The organism is Phycobacter azelaicus, from assembly GCF_014884385.1.
Lineage (GTDB): Bacteria > Pseudomonadota > Alphaproteobacteria > Rhodobacterales > Rhodobacteraceae > Phycobacter > Phycobacter azelaicus.
On record NZ_WKFH01000003.1, the window covers coordinates 3,547,157 to 3,564,744 of the forward strand.

Genomic DNA, 17,588 nt, shown 5'->3' on the forward strand with positions numbered 1-17,588 from the left:
AACATTGCAAAATGTAAATTAAGAATTAACGAAAACACATTGATTTTAATTATTGTTTCACATGCGAAACATGAATAGGGGCGCCTCCACTCACGCCCCTTCCGCCTTTTCTTCGAGTTCCAGCCACTCCTCTTCGGCGGCAGCAAGCTTTTCCTGCCGCTCTACAAGGGCTTCGCTGGCCTTCTTGAACTTGATCGGCTCGCGCGTGAAAAGTTCCGGGTCGGCCATCAGCTGCTCCAGTTTGGCGATCTCCTGCTCCAGCCGCTCGATCTCGGCGGGCAGCGACTCTAGCCGGTGCTTTTCCTTGAAGCTGAGACCTTCCTTATGCAAAGCCTCCTGCTTTGCCTTTGGCTTTGACGTCTTTGGCTTTTCGGCCTTTTCCTCTGGCTCTTTCGGGGCGCGCTGCGACAGGTAATCGCTCCAGCCCCCAGCATAGGCTGTGGCGCGCCCGTCCCCCTCCATGGCGATGGTGGTGGTTGCAACACGATCAAGGAAATCCCGGTCGTGGCTCACCAAAAGGACCGTGCCATCATATGAGTCCAGCAGTTCCTGAAGCAGATCCAGCGTTTCCACATCCAGATCGTTGGTCGGTTCGTCCAGCACCAGAAGATTGCTTTGCCGCGCCATCAGACGGGCCAGCAAGAGCCGCGCCTTTTCGCCCCCCGACAGGGAGCGCACCGGCGCGCGGACCTGGCGTTCATCGAACAGGAATTCCTTTAGATAGCCCACCACGTGTTTGGGCTGACCGCGCACCATGACCTGATCCGCCTTGCCGGAAATCCCAAGCGCCGGGTCGGTGGTGAGATTCTCCCAAAGCGTGGCCTCTGGGTCGAGCTGATCGCGGGTCTGGTCGAAAAAGGCGATCTCGAGATTCGTGCCAAGCGTGACCCGCCCATCATCCGGCTGCTCCATACCCAGAAGCATCTTCAGAAGAGTGGTCTTCCCTGCCCCATTGGGTCCGACAAAGGCGATACGGTCGCCACGCTGCACCTTAAGCGAGAAATTCGACACGATAGCCTTGCCATCAAAGGCCTTGCCCAAGCCTTCGGCCTCGATCACCTTGCGGCCCGACTTGGGGCCCGCCTCAAGTGCCAGTTCCGCCGCACCCTGCCGTTTGATCTGGGCGGCGCGCTCAGCCTTGAGATCCTGCAGCGCACGTACCCGGCCCATGTTGCGCTTGCGCCGAGCCGAGATGCCTTCAACCGCCCAGCGGCTTTCGGATTTGATCAACCGGTTCAACTTGTGGCGCTGCTGGTCCTCTTCTTCCCAGATCTTGTCGCGCCAGGCCTCGAAAGCATCAAAGCCCTTTTCCTGACGACGCACCTGCCCCCTGTCGATCCAGAGTGTCGCGCGCGTCAAGGCGCGCAGAAAGGCGCGATCGTGGGAGATCAGAACATAAGCCGCGCGGGTTGACCGAAGCTCACTCTCAAGCCATGTGATCGCCTCGATATCGAGGTGGTTTGTCGGCTCATCCAGCAGCATCAGATCCGGCGCCTCGGCCATCAGCTTGGCCAGCGCGGCGCGGCGGCGCTCCCCGCCCGATGCGGTCTCAACCGGGCGCGCGGGATCGAACTTCAGCCCCTCGCCTGCGCGCTCCACCCGGTACATCTCACCAGGTTCAAGCGCGCTGGCGGCAAAGTCACCCAAGGTCGCAAAGCCGCTCATCTGAGGGTCTTGCTCCATGTAGCCGACGGATTTACCCGGTGGCACAACAATGCTGCCCTGATCCGGCTCAACAAGCCCCGCCATCACTTTCATCAGCGTGGATTTGCCCGAACCGTTACGGCCTACAAGTGCCACCCGGTCTCCGGGCTGCACCACAAGATCAAGATCGGCGAAGACGGGCTCACCGCCAAAGGTGAGCGAGATACCGGACATCTGTAAAAGAGGAATTCGTGCCATGAGCGCCAGCTAAACCGCCCCGAGCTCCCCGTCAACGGCGCCTTGGGTGAAATTGCGCGCCGCGGCGTGCGTGCCAGCAAAGGGTCAGGCCGTTTCAGCAACCGCGCGCAACAAACGTTTGCGCGTCTCCGGGATCGCGTCAACCTCAACTGCGGTGAAAACATGCAGCGTGTTCAGGGCTTCATCCACCACCGCATGATCGCTAACCCAGCCCCCCATCAGCAGATAGGTGCGCAGCAAAGGCGGCATGGCGCGCATCCCCGCTCGAAGATCCGGCGCCTGACACGGCAGATCGCAAAAGCCGAAGACCATTGGCGCCTTTATCCTCGGCCGCAGCGGCAGCGGGGCAAGGTGACGTGCCTTTAGCAAGTTAAAACTATCGATGTAGGGGGTAACATCAGTCCCCTTGAAAGAGCTGCACCCGAACAGGAGTTGCAGATTCTCGGCGTCCACAATGGCCGTGATCGCCCCCCAGGCCATCCGCAATATGTCGGGGTCCGCTATGACCCCCTCCCGGATACAGAAACGCCCGACCTCGGCGCAGCCCCCCTGAACCGAGCCAAGCGCAGCAAGGTCGTAGAACTGCGCGGAATAGCTTTCCGCGATCTGATGCGCGTGCTGCAGCACAAGCATTCTGAAACAGCACATCAAACGGCCGCTGGCCTTTTCCTCAATAAGAATATGGCGGCAGAGACTATCGAACCTATCCGCATCGGGACCGTCAGTGGAAAAACACGCACCGCGCAGGGCCTGTGCAGCCTGCAAATCCCCCGCCGTTTCCGCAATACGCGCAACATAGCGGCCTTTGGCCAGAAGCGTCATCTGATGCGTCATCCTAGGACCCTCTTGCAGGACAAAGCGCGCCCAGATTTGGTCGCTTGCCCGGTCCTAACACGCGCGCCCACTTACCCAAACAGTTTAACATCACATCCAGACGACGCTCTCCCGAAAGGACAACCCCGCTTGGACAGAATCACTGTTCCAAAAGTGCACCCGGACCAAAGTTGCCAAGGTTGCCGATCAACTGACGCAGGAAGGTCTTGTCCTCGATGCTGGAGGAGGTCACACGGCGCTGCAGCGGAATGACACGGCCATCTTCCAGGCCGAACTTCTGAACGCCCGTCACAACGCCGTTCTTGTCAAAGTTCACCGCAACCAGATCACGGGATACCGGCTTTGGTTCCGCCGCCCCATAGTGGCGCATGCGGGTCGACACGTAATAATATCCCCCGTCATTCAAAACCCCGGACGAGCTGGGCAGCCCCAGGGTTTCGGCAACCGAGTCGCGGGTGTCGACACCCACGACGACTTCGGCAAGTTGCTCATCCGGCGGCACATAGCCGTGCTTGCGAATGGTTGCCGAGCAGGCGGCCATCGCCCCGAGCGCTAGCAGCATCACCATGCCCCGAAACACCGTTTTCAGACGAATTGACCGTGCACCCATGATGCCCCCCGATAGTCTGCGCATGTCGGGGCCCATGCCCCGGCTTGATTACACCGCCCATCCCGCTTACCTAATGCACGCTTGTGGTTCAAGAAACGAAAGTCCCTCAAATGTCCGAGAGCACAGCTTTGCGCGTGGCGGATCTGTCCCAAAACGCCCCGACGCCCTTTGAAATTCGCCCCGAAGGCGCCGATCTGGCCGCGCTGGCCGAGGAGCTTGGACTGAACGCCTTGCGCAAGCTGCGCTTTACCGGTGAAATCCGTGCAAGTGGAAAACGGGACTGGGTTCTGGAGGGGATGCTCGGTGCGACCGTGGTGCAGGACTGCGTTGTGACGCTGGAGCCGGTGACGACGCGGATCGACCAGAAAGTGCAGCGCCAGTACCTCGCGACCTATGAAACGCCCGAGGGCGATGAGGTCGAAATGCCCGAAGATGACACCACCGAACCGTTGGGCAGCCATATCGACCCGCACGGAGTAATGATCGAGGCTCTGAGCCTGGCGGTTCCCGCCTACCCTCGCAAAGAGGGCCAGGAACTTGGTGAGGCGGTTTTTACCGCACCAGGTGTTGCGCCGATGCGTGATGAGGACACCAAGCCCTTTGCGGCCCTGTCCGCACTCAAGGACCAGCTCAAAAACAAGGACTGAGCCCGCGGGAGGCCGCAAAAGGCTGTGCTGCGCATTTATTGCTGGCGCTGCGCCCGCGCCTCCCCTAAAAAACAGCTTGCGCCGAAAAGGATTCGCAGTATTTTCGCGCGCTCATCGGAATTTTTGGTTGGACATCGGACAGGCTGCGGCCTAAACGCACGTCACACCGATCACGACACGACAATGAAATCGCGCGGCGGGGAAGGCCCCAAGGCGCCAAGCAGACAAAGGTTGAGACATGGCCGTCCAACAGAACAAAGTATCCAAATCGCGCCGCAACAACCGTCGTGCGCACGATGCCCTGGTTGCTGCAAATCCCAACGAATGCTCCAGCTGCGGCGAACTTCGCCGTCCGCATCACGTGTGCCCCTCCTGCGGTCACTATGATGACAAGGAAATCATCGCGGCAAACGACGAAATCGACCTGGATGAGGACGCGGCCTAAGCCCCCCTTCCTATTCACGTAACGCCAGGCAGGCATACCAATGACGGGCACACCCGATCGATCTGCGGAACACTCTGGCCGAATCGTGATTTCTGTCGATGCTATGGGCGGAGATGCCGGCCCCACTGCTGTTGTGGCCGGCATCGCGAAATCTGCCGAGAAGAATGAGCGTATCGCCTTTCTTCTGCATGGCCCTGAAGACGAACTGGCGCCGCTGGTTGCCAAACGACGCATCCTGAAGGATCGCGTCGTTATTCGTCATGCGGACAAGGTCGTCACCATGGACGACAAGCCCAGCCAGGTTATGCGCAACGGCAAGGGCACGTCCATGTGGTCGGCCCTCGATGCCGTGAAGAACGGTGAGGCGGCAGGCGTCGTCTCTTGCGGCAATACCGGGGCACTGATGGCGCTCAGCATGTTACGCCTGCGCAAGATCCCTGGCGTGAACCGTCCTGCCATCGCGATTCTCTGGCCGTCACGCAATCCTCAGGGCTTCAACGTGATGCTCGATGTGGGCGCGGATGTGCGGGCGGATGCTCAGGATCTGCTGCAATACGCTCTGATGGGCACCTCCTACACGCGCAACTCGATGGACATCGCCCGTCCCCGCATTGGCCTACTGAACGTGGGAACCGAAGAACACAAGGGCAGTGCGGAGTTAAAGGAAGCCCACGCGCTGATCGCCGACAACGCCTCTGCCGCCGATTATGACTTTGTCGGGTTCGTGGAAGGCAGCGATATTCCAGGCAATGTTGCCGACGTGATCGTCACCGACGGCTTTACCGGCAATGTGGCAATCAAGACAGGCGAAGGCACCGCCAGCCTGCTGCGCACCGCAGTGAAAGAGGCGTTCGAGTATTCCTTCATGTCCAAACTGGCAGCGATTCTGGCCTACAGCTCGCTGTCTCGGCTGGCCAAGCGGCTTGATCCGCGTCGCGTCAATGGCGGTGTCTTTCTCGGCCTCAATGGCACGGTCGTGAAATCGCACGGTGGCGCCGATGCCACGGGCGTTTCCGCCGCCGTGAAGCTAGCCTTCCGTCTGGCCGAGCAGGGCTTTGCCGATAAACTGGCGGCAAGGGTTGCATCCGCCGTCGAGCGCACCCAAGATGCCGCTACGGCAGGCGATACGCGCTCTACCTCAGAATAACACCCGTAAAGGCAGGCAACGAATGACGCGACGTGCAGTAGTAGTAGGCACAGGACACTATCTTCCCGAACGGGTGGTGGAAAACGCGGAATTCGAGAAGACGCTGGACACATCGGACGAATGGATTCGCGCACGCTCAGGTATCGAGCGGCGCCACTTTGCTTCTGAAGGCGAAACCACCTCGTCGATGGCGACCGCAGCAGCAGAGGCCGCCCTCAAAGATGCACAACTCACAGCCGATGACATCGATGCCATTGTGCTGGCAACCTCGACAGCCGATCTGACCTTTCCGTCTGCCGCGACGATGGTGCAAGCCCAACTGGGTATGACCCGAGGATTTGCCTTTGACGTGCAGGCGGTCTGTGCGGGCTTTGTTTATGCGCTTTGCAATGCCAATGCGTTGATCGCCTCGGGTCAGGCCGACCGTGTGCTGGTCATCGGGGCGGAAACATTCTCCCGCATCATGGACTGGACCGATCGTTCGACCTGCGTTCTGTTTGGCGACGGCGCTGGCGCGCTGATCCTTGAAGCGCAGACCGGCAAAGGCTCTAACGCGGACCGCGGCATCCTGTCGACCGATCTCAATTCGGACGGGCGCTATAAGGACCTCCTTTACGTGGATGGTGGGGTTTCGACGCAATCGACCGGGCATCTGCGCATGCAAGGCAACCAGGTGTTCCGCCATGCGGTTGAGAAACTGGCCAAGACAGCAACCACCGCACTGGATCGGGCCGGGTTGGCTGCCCAAGATGTCGATTGGATCGTGCCGCATCAGGCCAATATCCGCATCATCCAGGGTACGGCCAAGAAGATGGGCCTGAGCATGGACAACGTCGTTGTTACCGTTCAGGACCACGGAAATACCTCTGCCGCCTCAATCCCGCTGGCCCTGTCTGTTGGCAAGGAACGCGGTCAGATCAAACCCGGTGACCTGATTGTGACCGAAGCGATTGGCGGCGGGCTGGCCTGGGGGGCGGTTGTGCTGCGCTGGTAGCACGGGGCTGCGCAATCTGGCGCCCTGCAATTCATTGATATTGACAGTGAAATTCACCACACCCTATGCTTGAGCAAACAACGGGGATTGGTATGAGTGAAAAAACTCTGACGCGAATGGACCTGAGTGAGGCCGTTTTCCGCGAAGTCGGCCTGTCGCGCAACGAAAGCGCACAGCTGGTCGAAAGCATGTTGCAGCACATGTCCGACGCTTTGGTACGGGGGGAGCAGGTGAAAATCTCTTCTTTCGGGACCTTTAGCGTCAGGGACAAAACCGCGCGTGTGGGCCGCAACCCCAAGACTGGCGAAGAGGTTCCGATCCAGCCGCGCCGCGTGCTGACCTTCCGGCCCTCTCATTTGATGAAAGACCGCGTCGCCGACGGCAACCGCAGCTGAACTCAGCTGAACGGCATCGGTCCAAAGCAACGGAACCATTATCCATGTCCAAATCACCAGACGCCTTCCGCACGATCAGCGAAGTGGCGGAGTGGCTGGGGGTGCAAGCGCATGTTTTGCGCTTCTGGGAAAGCAAATTCACCCAAGTCAAGCCGATCAAACGGGCCGGTGGACGCAGGTACTATCGCCCCGCCGATATGTTGCTCTTGGGCGGAATCCGCAAACTGCTGCATGACGACGGCATGTCGATCAAAGAAGTGCAGGCCATCCTGCGCGATCTCGGTATTTCACACGTTTCCGAAATGTCTCACAGCCTGGACGCAACGGCGCCGGGCGAGCAACCTGCGGGCAATGACAGCGCGAACGCCGGGACGACGACGTCCAGCACGGTGGCAAAAGAGGAGCCGGAGACTATTGAAGGCGACGCGCCCGAAGACGTAGGTTTCATTCCTTCGAGCAACGAGCCGTTAGATTCTGGCAAATCGCCCTCGGAATCTCATTCGCATCAGGCTTCAGGAGAGGGGGACCGTGACGCGCCCAACGACACAGAGCACGCCGAAAACCTCACATCACCGGACGCGACTGGCGACGAGACCGAAACTGAGGTTGCAATAGAGGCTGCTTCCCCTGCAGGCCAATCCGAGCCAGTCAGGGCTGAACCCGATTCCACTGCCGAAGCTGAGGACACGTCGGCGCCCCTCACACCGACTGATGATATCAACACGCAGACCCCGCCCTCCGAAAACCTTTCCCCAGCGGAAGCAGATCCGCTCGCAGAAAGCGAAATGGCAGTGGGCGTGCCTGCCACGGACGTCCAGCAGCCAGAACAGCTAGCAGAGGGTGCTGACGATGCGGCCGATTTGGAAACGACCGCAGCGTTTGGGGACGACGATGACGCGGCCACTGCAGCGGCACACAGCACATCTGTTGATCCGGCCGAACCCGCTGAGCCGGAACAATTCATGATGGATCTGGGCAGCCCGGATCCATCCGAGTCAGCCCCGTCGACCGAGGAGCCTGCGGCATTGGCCGAAGTCTCGCAAGCGTCAGATGCCACACCTTTTGAGCCAGCTGCGGAGGAAAGCCATCTCCCCCTGATGGACGCGCCAGAATCCGTGTCGTCGGAAACCGATGCGCCGATACTCGGGACCGAATCCGCAGCCGCTGGGGATCCCCCGTCAGGCGACGCTCCGGTCTTTACGGCGAGTGACCCTGCACCGGAAAGCCTTCCGCAATCCGAGGTCCAACTCGGCGACGACACAGCAGCCGCCATCACGCCGCTGTCGGAGGAAATCGGGGAACCAAGTGCCGCTGCCGAAGATGACGAGTTTTCCGCTGATACCAGCATGGCGGAATCTGCGCCGCAGGCGCCTCTTTCTGCAGAAGGGGCCGCTGCCGCCTTGCCGAGTACTGGCCCTGCTCCTCTGGAGGATCAGGCTCCGCTATCGTCAGAGCCGCAAAGTGATGCCGCTGCAGCAGACCAGTCCAAGGCTTCGGATCTCGAAAGCGCCTCTTTGACCGGTTCAGCACCGCGAATCATCGCTGTTCCAGACGAGGATCTGGCCGCGCAGGTGAACCTTCGCCCCGGCCTCCTTGCCTTATTGGCGCAAACCACGCAAATCCCGCCACAGTCCCGGGATGAGGTGGCGGGCTGCGTCGCGGAACTCCGCGGCTGGCTCGACGGAAAATAAATCTGCATAGCGCGGGAAATTCTTGGCAATGCCTCTTGCCCCCGCTGCGAAAACCGCTAGAAAGCCCCTCAGCGGGCTATGGCGCAGCCTGGTAGCGCGTCCGTCTGGGGGACGGAAGGTCGCAGGTTCGAGTCCTGCTAGCCCGACCATACAAAACGCCTGGGTGTTTGCGCACCCAGGCGTTTTGTGTATCTGTAACCGGGGGTTACGGTGTTTGCCCATCGCAGCACACCGGGCCGGGCCCGGCCAGAGGGGAGAGCGGATATGACAGGCGTATTACCCAGCCAGAGGCTGGAGACCATGCTAAGCCACGGTGAAATCACCTTGTCCGAACCGCTGATCGAGGGCCAGATACAGCCGGCAAGCCTTGATCTGCGCCTTGGTCATGTGGCTTACCGCGTGCGCGCCTCGTTCTTGTCAGGCCATGGCAATACCGTTGCCGACCGCCTCTCGGAATTTGAAATGCACCGCATCGATCTGGATGGCGGTGCGGTTCTTGAAAAGGGCTGCGTCTACGTGGTGCCGCTGATGGAGGGACTGGCCCTGCCGCAGGACGTCTCAGCCGTCGCTAATGCCAAAAGCTCAACCGGGCGCCTTGACCTTCTTACACGGACCATAACCGATGGCGGCGAAGAGTTCGACCGGATCAAACCGGGCTATACCGGCCCTTTGTATGCTGAAATCTGCCCGCGGTCCTTTTCCGTTCTGGTGCGGCCGGGCATGCGCCTCAATCAAATCCGCTTCCGCACCGGTCAGGCTGTCTTGAGCGATCAGGAGCTTTTCAAGCTCCATGCCCAAAGTCCGCTGGTGGATGGCGATGCGGTAATCGAGGACGGCCTTGGGTTTTCCGTCGACCTTCAGCTTCCGGGCAGCGATTTGGTGGGGTATCGCGCCAAACCCCACACCGGGGTGATCGATCTGGACCGGATCGGAGCATATGATCCGCAGGACTATTGGGAAGAGGTGCGCACCACCAAGGGCCGCATCATTCTGGACCCAGGCGCATTCTACATCCTCGTCAGCCGCGAGGCGGTGCATATCCCGCCCGCCTATGCCGCCGAGATGGCGCCTTATCTGGCTATGGTGGGGGAATTCCGGGTGCATTACGCGGGCTTCTTCGATCCCGGTTTCGGCCATGCCTCGGCCGGTGGAGCGGGATCACGTGGGGTGCTGGAGGTGCGCTGCCACGAGGCGCCTTTTGTACTGGAGCACGGTCAGGTCGTCGGACGTCTGGTCTATGAACGCATGGCCGAGGTGCCGCAGCAGCTCTATGGAGCCGGTATCTCCTCCAACTATCAAGGACAGGGGCTGAAGCTGTCCAAACACTTCAAAAACCCGCAGTAGACCGCGACCAGCGCCATCAGCTCCGCTGATCACGCTGTGCGCGTCTGGCGCGGCGTTCCTGCCGCATGGTACGGATGCGCTCTCGTTCAGCGCGCTCTTCGGCTTCGGCCGGGGTTACGGGCCTGTTGCCGCGTCCAATGCCTCTGCCAGCAACCGCGTTGATCCCGGCATCGACCCCTTTATTGACCGCCCGCCCTACGAGGCGGCGCACGATCATATTGAAGATGGACTCGATGTTCATGGCATGGCTCCGCTTCTGTCCGACCCGAGATAGCGCAGGAATCTGACAATTTCTGGGCGCAGGCCTTAGCTCTCAAACAGCTCTGGCTGCTCGCCGGACTCATCCTCCCCCGAATCCTCGCTCCCCTGCCCCAACGGGAAGCTGCCCGGCGGCGGTCGGCTTTCCAGAAGTCCTGCGGCCCTCAGCTCCTTGAGCCCCGGAAGATCCCGCGCGCTTTCCAGACCAAAATGATCGAGGAACACCGGCGTCACCACAAATGTGACCGGGCGCCCCGGTGTCATCCGACGACGGCCAAGACGGATCCATTCCATCTCCAAGAGCTGGTCGATGGTCCCGCGCGAAACCGAAACACCGCGAATTTCCTCTATCTCGGCGCGCGTCACCGGCTGGTGATAGGCGATGATGGCAAGGGTTTCGATCGCGGCGCGGCTCAGCTTGCGGGTCTCTACGATTTCCTTCTGCATCAGAAAGCCAAGGTCAGGCGCGGTGCGAATTGCCCAGGCATCGCCCACACGCACGACCCGCACCCCGCGCCCCTCGTAGCGTTTGCGCAGATATTCGAGCGCCTCGCCTGGATTGCAACCGTGCGGCATGCGGGACTCCAGATCGCGGATCGTGACAGGCTCGGTGCTGGCAAAAAGAACCGCTTCGACCATGCGCTCCTGTTCAGCCATGGGCGGGGCCTCAAAAAGGCTTTCGGAGGCCTCGGTCTCAGAGTTGCTGAAGTCTTCCATCAGGGGTCCCCATTCACATGGCGCAACTGAATTGGTGCAAAGGTTTCGCTCTGGCGCAGTTCCACCTGGCCTTCCTTGACCAGTTGCAGCGAGGCCGCAAAGGTAGCTGCCGTCGCCGAGCGGCGTTTTACAGGATCACTGTGCCAGCCGTCAGGCAGGTAGCTCAACATATCGGTCCAACTGCCGGTAAAGCCGACGAGGCCGCGCATGCGCTCAAGCGCTTCCTCCATGGTGAAGACCGAGTCGCGATCCATCACAAAGGGCCGGAAATCATCACGGGTGCGGATACGCGCATAGCCCTGCATCAGATCGAGAAGATTGGCGCTATAGGTGACAGTGCGGATCCGTTCCACTGTTTCGCTTTGTCCACGGGCAAAGAAATCACGGCCCAGTTGATCCCGTCCCATAAGGCGCGCGGCGGCATCGCGCATCGCCTGCAGCCGTTCGAGCTGAAAGGCCAGGTGCGCAGCAAGCTCCTCACCCGAGGGACCTTCTTCTTCGGGGTCGGGCGGCAACAGCAGACGCGATTTCAGAAAGGCCAGCCAGGCAGCCATGACAAGGTAGTCCGCCGCAAGTTCGATGCGCAGCTCCTTGGCGCGCTCCACAAATGCAAGGTATTGCCGAGCCAGCTCCAAAACCGAAATGCGCCGCAGGTCCACTTTCTGGGTACGCGACAGCATCAGCAACAGGTCGAGCGGCCCCTCATAGCCGTCGACATCGACAATCAGCGCCTCGGCGGCCAGACGGTCTTCGACCGACGGCTCATCCGTTTCCGGAAACAGGGTATCTTCAGACATCGACCTTTCCGCCCATCAGGGCAGCAAGTTCGGCCTCGGCGGCTTCTATGTCAAGCGGCGCAGGCGTTTTACGCGCTTCAACGGCTTTTTCTGCGCGCTTTTGCCCGATCTCATCCAAGCGACCGGCGGCTTCGGCCACTGCTGCGCGTGTGGGGAGGTCGGCATTGCACAACAGGACGATATCGCATCCCGCAGCTCGTGAGTGCTGCGCGATCTCCTGCGGGGTGCCTTCCAGGGCCTTCATCGAGATATCATCGGTCATGATCAGCCCGTCAAAACCGATCCTCTGGCGGATCATCCCCATTGCAGCAGATGACAGGGTCGCAGGGCGCGCATCCAGCGTCTCGAAGACGATATGAGCGGTCATTGCCATAGGAAGATCGTTCAGGGCGCGAAACGGGGCAAAGTCCGTCTTGTCCAATTCTTCCAACGGTGTCGTGACATGAGGTAGATCGTAATGGCTGTCCGCCATAGCACGCCCATGGCCGGGGATGTGTTTCAAGACCGGCACAACGCCGCCGTCCAGATGTCCGTCGGCCACCGCACGGGCCAGATCCGCCACCTCAGCAGCCGTCTCACCATAGCAGCGGTTTTTCAGGAAAGGATGGGTCTCGGCCCCAGCGATATCAGCAAGCGGCGCGCAGTTGCTATCGATTCCAAGGGCGCGTAGCTCGTGCGAGATCAGGCGATAGCGCAGGTACATGGCACGGCGCGCGGCCGACCCCGCCTGCACGGCGTGATCCATAGGCGCCATCCATTCGCGTGCCAGCGGCGCTCGCAGGCGCTGCACGCGTCCGCCTTCCTGGTCGATGGTGATCAGACAGTCACGGCCAACCGCTTCGCGCATGTCATTGCAAAGGGCGCGAACCTGATGGGAACTATCGATATTTCTGGCAAACAGGATGAACCCAAAAGGATCCATCTCGCGAAACAGCGCTTTTTCCTCTGTGGTCAGGCGCAGCCCTGTCGCATCGAGCATTGTGGCCCCAAAGCCGCTCATCGGGTGGTGACGGGGATGCAGTCCGCGTTACCCGCCACAAGCGCCGAACAGAAGCGCCGCGCATCGGAGAGGCCGTCAAAGCCCATGGCGCGCAGCCTGTAGAAGGTACGGCCACCGCTTTCGGCGCGCTGGATCACACGTTTCTTGTCGGCGAGGTAATCTTCGAACTGAGCATAGATACGATCCCATTCGGCGCGAGCGACCTCGGCGCTTTCATAGGCGCCGAGCTGGGCAAGACGGGTCCCTGCTGGCAGGCTGTCCGGGGACACTTCAAGCACACTCGCCGTGGTTGCGAGAGCTCCCGGATCAGCAGCCGGAGTGAACCGCGCAGGGCGCACATTGGGGCGCAAAGAGATCTTCACCCCCGGCGCCTTGAGCAAGGCTGCGGAGGGTTGCGGCGCGGCTGCCACGGCAGCGATTTCCACTGGTTTGAGCGGTTCCGGCTGCACGATGACCGGCGCAGAGACCGGCTCAACCTTTACCTGCTCCCCCCTGTCGCCAAGGGCTTCAAGCGGCTCAACGCCCTCGGTCAACTGAGCAACCAGAGTGTCGATTTCACCGCTCTGATAAGCTGCCATGGTACGTTCGGAAACTGCGCCGCCAACCGGCTCGGCCTGATCGGCGCGGTCCTGTTCCGCCAGTTGAGCCAGTTCGGACAAGGGACGGTCGTCTTCGGTCAGCTCGATCGGCTGAGGCGCGAGAACCAGACGGTCAGCGGGATCTTCTGCCGTACCGGTGGCCGCAACCGCGTTGACGGCAAGTCCCTGGTGGTCCGCGGGGCGGCCGCCCGGGTTTTCCGGCTGTATCCGCATCGGACCTTCTACTGCGCGCACGACCGGGACACCGCTCACATCGCGCATCACAAGCTTGTAGCCCCAGACGCTGATCCCAACGACGAGTGCCAGCGACGCGGCGGCCCCCAGAACAGCCGCAAGACGGCCAAAGCGACCCTGCCTGCCTTCGGCCAGCTCATCGACGCTATCATATCCATAGTCATCGGCGCCGTAGATCTCAGCCTGTGCCGGATCGAATCCGCCATAGCCCTGTTGCGCCTGCGTCGCTTCGGGAGCCACGTAAAGAGATTGAGGCTGCACATTAGGCTGATGCCCCGTAGCCGACAGAGGGGGCTCAGGTGCCACGAAAGTTTGCCGCTGATAGTGAACACCGCCTGAAGCCGCGCCCTGGGCGACTCCACCTTGCTCATAGGTCTGGCGCGCGCCAGCCTGCGTAAAATACGCCATTATCCGCCTCACTGCCCATTTGACGCAGCGCATCAGAGGCGCTGCGTGTCAGGGTCTCTTGAACTGCCTCGATCCGGCGGCCTGTGCGTGTTTTTTTATCGCATCTCTTCCGCCGGGGTCACGCCTAGAATACCAAGACCTGCGGAAATGACAATCGAAACGGCCCGCGCCAGCGCCAAATTGGCATGTGTTGCCGTTTCGCTGCTCTCATTAACAAATCGTAAACCTTTGTCGCTTTTCCCGAGGTGGTACAGACCGTGCAGGTCCGAGGCCAGATCGTAAAGGTAGAAAGCGATGCGGTGCGGCTCGTTGCTGCGCGCGGCGATCTCCACCAGGCGCGGCCATTCCGCCAGCTTGCGCGCCACCGCCTGCTGCGCCGGGGCGGTCAGCAATGACAGATCTGCACTCTGCAATGTGGCATCATCCACCGCGATCCCGGCGTCTTGCGCCTTTCGAAGCGTCGAGCAAATCCGCGCGTTGGCATACTGCACATAAAAGACCGGGTTGTCCTTTGACTGCTCCAGCGCCTTGTCGAGATCAAAGTCAAAGCCCTGATCGTTCTTGCGGGTGAGCAGCATGAAGCGGGTGACATCAGGGCCGACCGCCTCGACCACATCACGCAGAGTGACAAAGGTCCCTGCCCGCTTGGACATCTTGAATTCCTGGCCGTCTTTGAACAGCTTCACCAGCTGGCAGAGCTTGATATCGAGCGGCACCTTGCCATCCGACAGGGCCGAAACGGCTGCTTTCATGCGTTTGACATAGCCACCGTGGTCGGCACCAAAGATGTCGATCAGCATGTCAAAGCCGCGGCTCACCTTGTCATAGTGATAGGCGATATCGGGCGCAAAGTAGGTCCAGGCGCCATCGGATTTCTTGACCGGGCGATCCACGTCATCACCGTGTTCGGTGGATTTGAACAGGGTCTGCTCGCGCGGCTCCCAATCGTCAGGCTTCTTGCCTTTCGGAGGCTCAAGAACGCCCTGATAGATCAGTCCCTTCGCATCGAGGCTTTCCAGGGCGGCCTCGATCCGGCCGGTGCCGTAGAGGGATTTCTCGGAAAAGAAGACGTCCATTTCGATGCCGAGCAGTTTCAAGTCCTCGCGGATGAGATCCATCATCGCATCGGTGGCGAAATTGCGCACCTCCTCGAGCCAGACCTCCTCGCCCTTGCCGACATAGGCATCGCCCACCTTATCCTTCAGCGCCTCGCCCACCTCGATCAGGTAATCGCCGGGATAGGTACCGTCCTCAAAAGCGACCTCCTGCCCATGCGCTTCAAGGTAACGCAGGTAGACAGAACGGGCCAGAACATCGACCTGCCCACCGCCATCGTTGATGTAGTACTCGCGGGTGACGTCATAGCCCGCATAGGCCAACAGCGAGGCCAGAGCATCGCCAAAGACCGCGCCGCGGGTATGACCGACGTGCAGGGGACCAGTCGGGTTGGCCGAAACATACTCCACGTTGACCCGCTTGCCCGCGCCCATGTCAGAGCGGCCATATAAGGGGCCACTTTCCAGAACCGAAGCCAGCACGCCCTGCCAGACCCCGTCCGCCAAACGCAGGTTCAGGAAACCTGGACCCGCGACCTCGGCTGAGGTGATGCGCTCATCCTTCGCCAGATGTGCAGCCAGCGCCTCGGCGATGTCGCGAGGCTTGGCCTTGGCCGGTTTGGCCAGCACCATGGCGGCATTTGTCGCCATATCCCCATGCGCCGGATCACGCGGCGGCTCCACCGCGACATTGTCAAAGGAAAGCCCCTCAGGCAGCACGCCTTCAGCGGTCAGGGCCACGAGGCTGTCGATCACGAGCGAGCGGATATCGGTAAAGAGGTTCATATCGGGCATCCTATTGCTTTGCCTAGCGGATACCCACGCCTGCGCCGACGGTCAACCAAATCACGCCGAACACTGCTCTCGAGGCGCGCGTATGCGTGTGCCCAGCAGCGCGGCGCCCTGATCAGGACGGGTTGGCCTTGCCCAGGATCAACGTCTCGTGGAGTTGAAGCGCAAAACGGTCGGTCATCCCTGCAATGTAATCCGACACCAGCCGGGCAAGGGCCGTCCGGTTCGCGGCCAGACGGATTTCTGCGTGCCAGCGGTCCGGCATTTCCATCGGATTTTCCAGAAAGAACGGAAACAGGGCCTCGACCACACGAGACACCTCGGCGCGCTTTTCCATCACCTTTGGCGCCCGGTACATGCGCTCGAACAGGAAAGACCGGATGTCCTGCATATCCAGCCACAGCCCATCGGAGAAGGCAATCACGGGCGCATCCAGCGCGCGCACATCCTCAACCGACCGCACGCCCGCCTCCTCCAACCGCTCACGCGAGGTCTCGATCACATCCTCGACCATCACGCCGAAGACGCGGCGCAAAGCCTCGTGGCGCCGACGGTTCTTCTCAAGGCCCGGATAGCGCAGATCCACATCGCGATAGGCGGAACTGACGATGGGGAGCCGCGCCACCTCGGCGTCAGAGAACAGACCCGCGCGCAAACCGTCGTGCAGATCGTGGTTGTTGTAGGCGATATCATCCGCCAAAGCCGCCACCTGCGCCTCGGCGCTGGCGTGGGTGTGCAGCTCGAGATCCATCTTGGCGTTGAACTCTGCCAAGGCCCAGGGCAGCTTGCCCTTGACCGGTCCGTTGTGTTTGGCAATTGCCTCCAGCGTCTCCCAGGTCAGGTTCAGACCGTCGAAATTCGCGTAGTGACGTTCAAGGCTTGTAACGATGCGGATCGCTTGGGCATTGTGATCAAAGCCGCCATAGGGCCCCATCAGGGCGTGCAGCGCATCTTCGCCCGTGTGGCCGAACGGCGTGTGCCCCAAATCGTGCGCCAGCGCCACCGCCTCGGTCAGTTCCTGATTGAGTCCCAGGGCGCCCGCGATGGTCCGGGCCACCTGCGCCACCTCGATGGAATGGGTCAACCGTGTGCGGTAGTTGTCGCCCTCGTGCTCCACGAAGACCTGGGTCTTGTGTTTGAGACGACGGAACGCGCTGGCATGGATGATACGATCACGGTCCCTCTGAAAGGGAGAGCGGAAATAGCTTTCTTCCTCGGCGACCAGACGACCGCGGCTTTTATCCGGCATCGTGGCAAAAGGTGCGTTCATTCCTGATCTTTATCCTTGTGCAAATCTTGCCGTCCGCTTCGCTCGTTTCTATATAGATCGTAGCACGCTGCAACCTGCATTTGGGAGAGATTTAGATGCAAATGCCCCCAAAAGTAACCGAACGCGCCTTTGAGCGCCTTGCCGAGATCGGAGCCGCTGGTCAGGGCCAGGCTTTGCGTGTTGCCGTCGAAGGCGGCGGGTGTTCGGGTTTTCAGTATGAGATCGCTCTTGATACTCCAAAGGAAGACGATCTCGTGCTTGAAGGTGGCGGCGAAAAAGTCGTGGTCGATGCCGTATCGCTGCCATTTCTGGAAAACGCAGTCATTGACTTCACCGAGGAGCTGATCGGCGCGCGTTTCACCATCGACAACCCGAATGCGAGCTCAAGCTGCGGCTGCGGCACTTCTTTTTCTATGTGAGTTTTGTCCATGCGGTGTCCGGCCCCGCCA

At 60.7% G+C, this 17,588-nt stretch carries 18 protein-coding genes and 1 tRNA gene; 9 read left to right on the forward strand and 10 right to left on the reverse strand.

Going from position 1 to position 17,588, the window contains the following annotated elements; all coding sequences use genetic code 11:
• Nucleotides 1-90 precede the first annotated feature (90 nt).
• From INS80_RS18025 to INS80_RS18035, 3 genes are all read right to left on the reverse strand, one after another.
• A complete protein-coding gene (locus tag INS80_RS18025; protein WP_226892667.1) occupies nucleotides 91-1,902 on the reverse strand; it encodes an ABC-F family ATP-binding cassette domain-containing protein in 1,812 nt (603 codons plus the stop codon).
• Between the two features lie 84 nt (nucleotides 1,903-1,986).
• A complete protein-coding gene (locus tag INS80_RS18030) occupies nucleotides 1,987-2,736 on the reverse strand; it encodes a GNAT family N-acetyltransferase (protein WP_226892668.1) in 750 nt (249 codons plus the stop codon).
• 139 nt (nucleotides 2,737-2,875) lie between these two features.
• Nucleotides 2,876-3,346, reverse strand: a complete 471-nt coding sequence (locus INS80_RS18035) for an outer membrane protein assembly factor BamE (protein ID WP_192966940.1) — start codon at nucleotides 3,344-3,346, stop codon at nucleotides 2,876-2,878.
• Nucleotides 3,347-3,456: 110 nt separating this feature from the next.
• Here INS80_RS18035 and INS80_RS18040 point away from each other — a divergent pair, with 110 nt between their 5' ends.
• The 8 genes from INS80_RS18040 to INS80_RS18075 all read left to right on the forward strand — a co-directional run bounded on the left by INS80_RS18040 (nucleotide 3,457) and on the right by INS80_RS18075 (nucleotide 10,009).
• On the forward strand, nucleotides 3,457-3,993 hold the full coding sequence (locus INS80_RS18040; RefSeq protein ID WP_192966941.1) for a YceD family protein: 537 nt from the start codon (nucleotides 3,457-3,459) through the stop codon (nucleotides 3,991-3,993).
• Between the two features lie 238 nt (nucleotides 3,994-4,231).
• Nucleotides 4,232-4,438, forward strand: coding sequence for a 50S ribosomal protein L32 (gene rpmF / locus INS80_RS18045; RefSeq protein ID WP_192966942.1), 207 nt, complete (start codon nucleotides 4,232-4,234; stop codon nucleotides 4,436-4,438).
• Between the two features lie 40 nt (nucleotides 4,439-4,478).
• Nucleotides 4,479-5,585: a phosphate acyltransferase PlsX gene (gene plsX / locus INS80_RS18050; RefSeq protein WP_192966943.1), complete on the forward strand. Its 1,107-nt coding sequence runs from the start codon at nucleotides 4,479-4,481 to the stop codon at nucleotides 5,583-5,585.
• A gap of 22 nt (nucleotides 5,586-5,607) precedes the next feature.
• Nucleotides 5,608-6,579 carry a beta-ketoacyl-ACP synthase III gene (locus tag INS80_RS18055; protein WP_192966944.1) on the forward strand — a complete coding sequence of 324 codons (972 nt, stop codon included), beginning with the start codon at nucleotides 5,608-5,610 and terminating at the stop codon, nucleotides 6,577-6,579.
• Between the two features lie 92 nt (nucleotides 6,580-6,671).
• Complete coding sequence (gene ihfA / locus INS80_RS18060; protein ID WP_065273243.1) at nucleotides 6,672-6,974, forward strand: integration host factor subunit alpha; 303 nt, start codon at nucleotides 6,672-6,674, stop codon at nucleotides 6,972-6,974.
• A gap of 44 nt (nucleotides 6,975-7,018) precedes the next feature.
• A complete protein-coding gene (locus INS80_RS18065) occupies nucleotides 7,019-8,665 on the forward strand; it encodes a MerR family transcriptional regulator (protein ID WP_192966945.1) in 1,647 nt (548 codons plus the stop codon).
• A 72-nt stretch (nucleotides 8,666-8,737) separates the two neighbouring features.
• Nucleotides 8,738-8,814: transfer RNA gene (locus INS80_RS18070), tRNA-Pro, on the forward strand.
• A gap of 115 nt (nucleotides 8,815-8,929) precedes the next feature.
• A complete protein-coding gene (locus INS80_RS18075) occupies nucleotides 8,930-10,009 on the forward strand; it encodes a 2'-deoxycytidine 5'-triphosphate deaminase (protein WP_192966946.1) in 1,080 nt (359 codons plus the stop codon).
• A gap of 16 nt (nucleotides 10,010-10,025) precedes the next feature.
• Here the strand turns inward: INS80_RS18075 and INS80_RS18080 are convergent, their stop codons facing one another.
• The 7 genes from INS80_RS18080 to INS80_RS18110 all read right to left on the reverse strand — a co-directional run bounded on the left by INS80_RS18080 (nucleotide 10,026) and on the right by INS80_RS18110 (nucleotide 17,139).
• A complete protein-coding gene (locus tag INS80_RS18080; protein ID WP_192966947.1) occupies nucleotides 10,026-10,250 on the reverse strand; it encodes a hypothetical protein in 225 nt (74 codons plus the stop codon).
• A gap of 65 nt (nucleotides 10,251-10,315) precedes the next feature.
• Nucleotides 10,316-10,984, reverse strand: coding sequence for an SMC-Scp complex subunit ScpB (scpB, locus tag INS80_RS18085; protein ID WP_192966948.1), 669 nt, complete (start codon nucleotides 10,982-10,984; stop codon nucleotides 10,316-10,318).
• Entirely contained in the window at nucleotides 10,984-11,781 is a 798-nt protein-coding gene (locus INS80_RS18090) for a segregation and condensation protein A (protein WP_192966949.1), read from the reverse strand. The genes scpB and INS80_RS18090 overlap by 1 nt, the downstream gene beginning before the upstream one ends.
• Nucleotides 11,774-12,760, reverse strand: coding sequence for a beta-N-acetylhexosaminidase (gene nagZ, locus INS80_RS18095; RefSeq protein WP_369411434.1), 987 nt, complete (start codon nucleotides 12,758-12,760; stop codon nucleotides 11,774-11,776). Before nagZ ends, INS80_RS18090 begins: the two co-directional genes overlap by 8 nt.
• Nucleotides 12,761-12,777: 17 nt before the next feature.
• Nucleotides 12,778-14,022 carry an SPOR domain-containing protein gene (locus INS80_RS18100; RefSeq protein ID WP_192966951.1) on the reverse strand — a complete coding sequence of 415 codons (1,245 nt, stop codon included), beginning with the start codon at nucleotides 14,020-14,022 and terminating at the stop codon, nucleotides 12,778-12,780.
• A 95-nt stretch (nucleotides 14,023-14,117) separates the two neighbouring features.
• Nucleotides 14,118-15,863 (reverse strand): arginine--tRNA ligase, encoded by a 1,746-nt coding sequence (gene argS / locus INS80_RS18105; RefSeq protein ID WP_192967342.1) that lies wholly within the window; start codon nucleotides 15,861-15,863, stop codon nucleotides 14,118-14,120.
• A gap of 121 nt (nucleotides 15,864-15,984) precedes the next feature.
• Nucleotides 15,985-17,139 carry a deoxyguanosinetriphosphate triphosphohydrolase gene (locus INS80_RS18110; protein ID WP_192966952.1) on the reverse strand — a complete coding sequence of 385 codons (1,155 nt, stop codon included), beginning with the start codon at nucleotides 17,137-17,139 and terminating at the stop codon, nucleotides 15,985-15,987.
• A gap of 95 nt (nucleotides 17,140-17,234) precedes the next feature.
• On the opposite strand from INS80_RS18110, the gene INS80_RS18115 reads away from it, so the two are divergent.
• Nucleotides 17,235-17,558, forward strand: coding sequence for a HesB/IscA family protein (locus tag INS80_RS18115; protein ID WP_192966953.1), 324 nt, complete (start codon nucleotides 17,235-17,237; stop codon nucleotides 17,556-17,558).
• Nucleotides 17,559-17,588 lie beyond the last annotated feature (30 nt).

What these genes read in the sequence shown, in the direction of transcription:
- INS80_RS18025 (WP_226892667.1), bottom strand. Translation starts at nt 1,902, where the DNA reads ATGGCACGAATTCCTCTTTTACAGATGTCCGGTATCTCGCTCACCTTT.
- INS80_RS18030 (WP_226892668.1), bottom strand. Translation starts at nt 2,736, where the DNA reads ATGACGCATCAGATGACGCTTCTGGCCAAAGGCCGCTATGTTGCGCGT.
- INS80_RS18035 (WP_192966940.1), bottom strand. Translation starts at nt 3,346, where the DNA reads ATGGGTGCACGGTCAATTCGTCTGAAAACGGTGTTTCGGGGCATGGTG.
- INS80_RS18040 (WP_192966941.1), top strand. Translation starts at nt 3,457, where the DNA reads ATGTCCGAGAGCACAGCTTTGCGCGTGGCGGATCTGTCCCAAAACGCC.
- rpmF (WP_192966942.1), top strand. Translation starts at nt 4,232, where the DNA reads ATGGCCGTCCAACAGAACAAAGTATCCAAATCGCGCCGCAACAACCGT.
- plsX (WP_192966943.1), top strand. Translation starts at nt 4,479, where the DNA reads ATGACGGGCACACCCGATCGATCTGCGGAACACTCTGGCCGAATCGTG.
- INS80_RS18055 (WP_192966944.1), top strand. Translation starts at nt 5,608, where the DNA reads ATGACGCGACGTGCAGTAGTAGTAGGCACAGGACACTATCTTCCCGAA.
- ihfA (WP_065273243.1), top strand. Translation starts at nt 6,672, where the DNA reads ATGAGTGAAAAAACTCTGACGCGAATGGACCTGAGTGAGGCCGTTTTC.
- INS80_RS18065 (WP_192966945.1), top strand. Translation starts at nt 7,019, where the DNA reads ATGTCCAAATCACCAGACGCCTTCCGCACGATCAGCGAAGTGGCGGAG.
- INS80_RS18075 (WP_192966946.1), top strand. Translation starts at nt 8,930, where the DNA reads ATGACAGGCGTATTACCCAGCCAGAGGCTGGAGACCATGCTAAGCCAC.
- INS80_RS18080 (WP_192966947.1), bottom strand. Translation starts at nt 10,250, where the DNA reads ATGAACATCGAGTCCATCTTCAATATGATCGTGCGCCGCCTCGTAGGG.
- scpB (WP_192966948.1), bottom strand. Translation starts at nt 10,984, where the DNA reads ATGGAAGACTTCAGCAACTCTGAGACCGAGGCCTCCGAAAGCCTTTTT.
- INS80_RS18090 (WP_192966949.1), bottom strand. Translation starts at nt 11,781, where the DNA reads ATGTCTGAAGATACCCTGTTTCCGGAAACGGATGAGCCGTCGGTCGAA.
- nagZ (WP_369411434.1), bottom strand. Translation starts at nt 12,760, where the DNA reads ATGCTCGATGCGACAGGGCTGCGCCTGACCACAGAGGAAAAAGCGCTG.
- INS80_RS18100 (WP_192966951.1), bottom strand. Translation starts at nt 14,022, where the DNA reads ATGGCGTATTTTACGCAGGCTGGCGCGCGCCAGACCTATGAGCAAGGT.
- argS (WP_192967342.1), bottom strand. Translation starts at nt 15,863, where the DNA reads ATGAACCTCTTTACCGATATCCGCTCGCTCGTGATCGACAGCCTCGTG.
- INS80_RS18110 (WP_192966952.1), bottom strand. Translation starts at nt 17,139, where the DNA reads ATGAACGCACCTTTTGCCACGATGCCGGATAAAAGCCGCGGTCGTCTG.
- INS80_RS18115 (WP_192966953.1), top strand. Translation starts at nt 17,235, where the DNA reads ATGCAAATGCCCCCAAAAGTAACCGAACGCGCCTTTGAGCGCCTTGCC.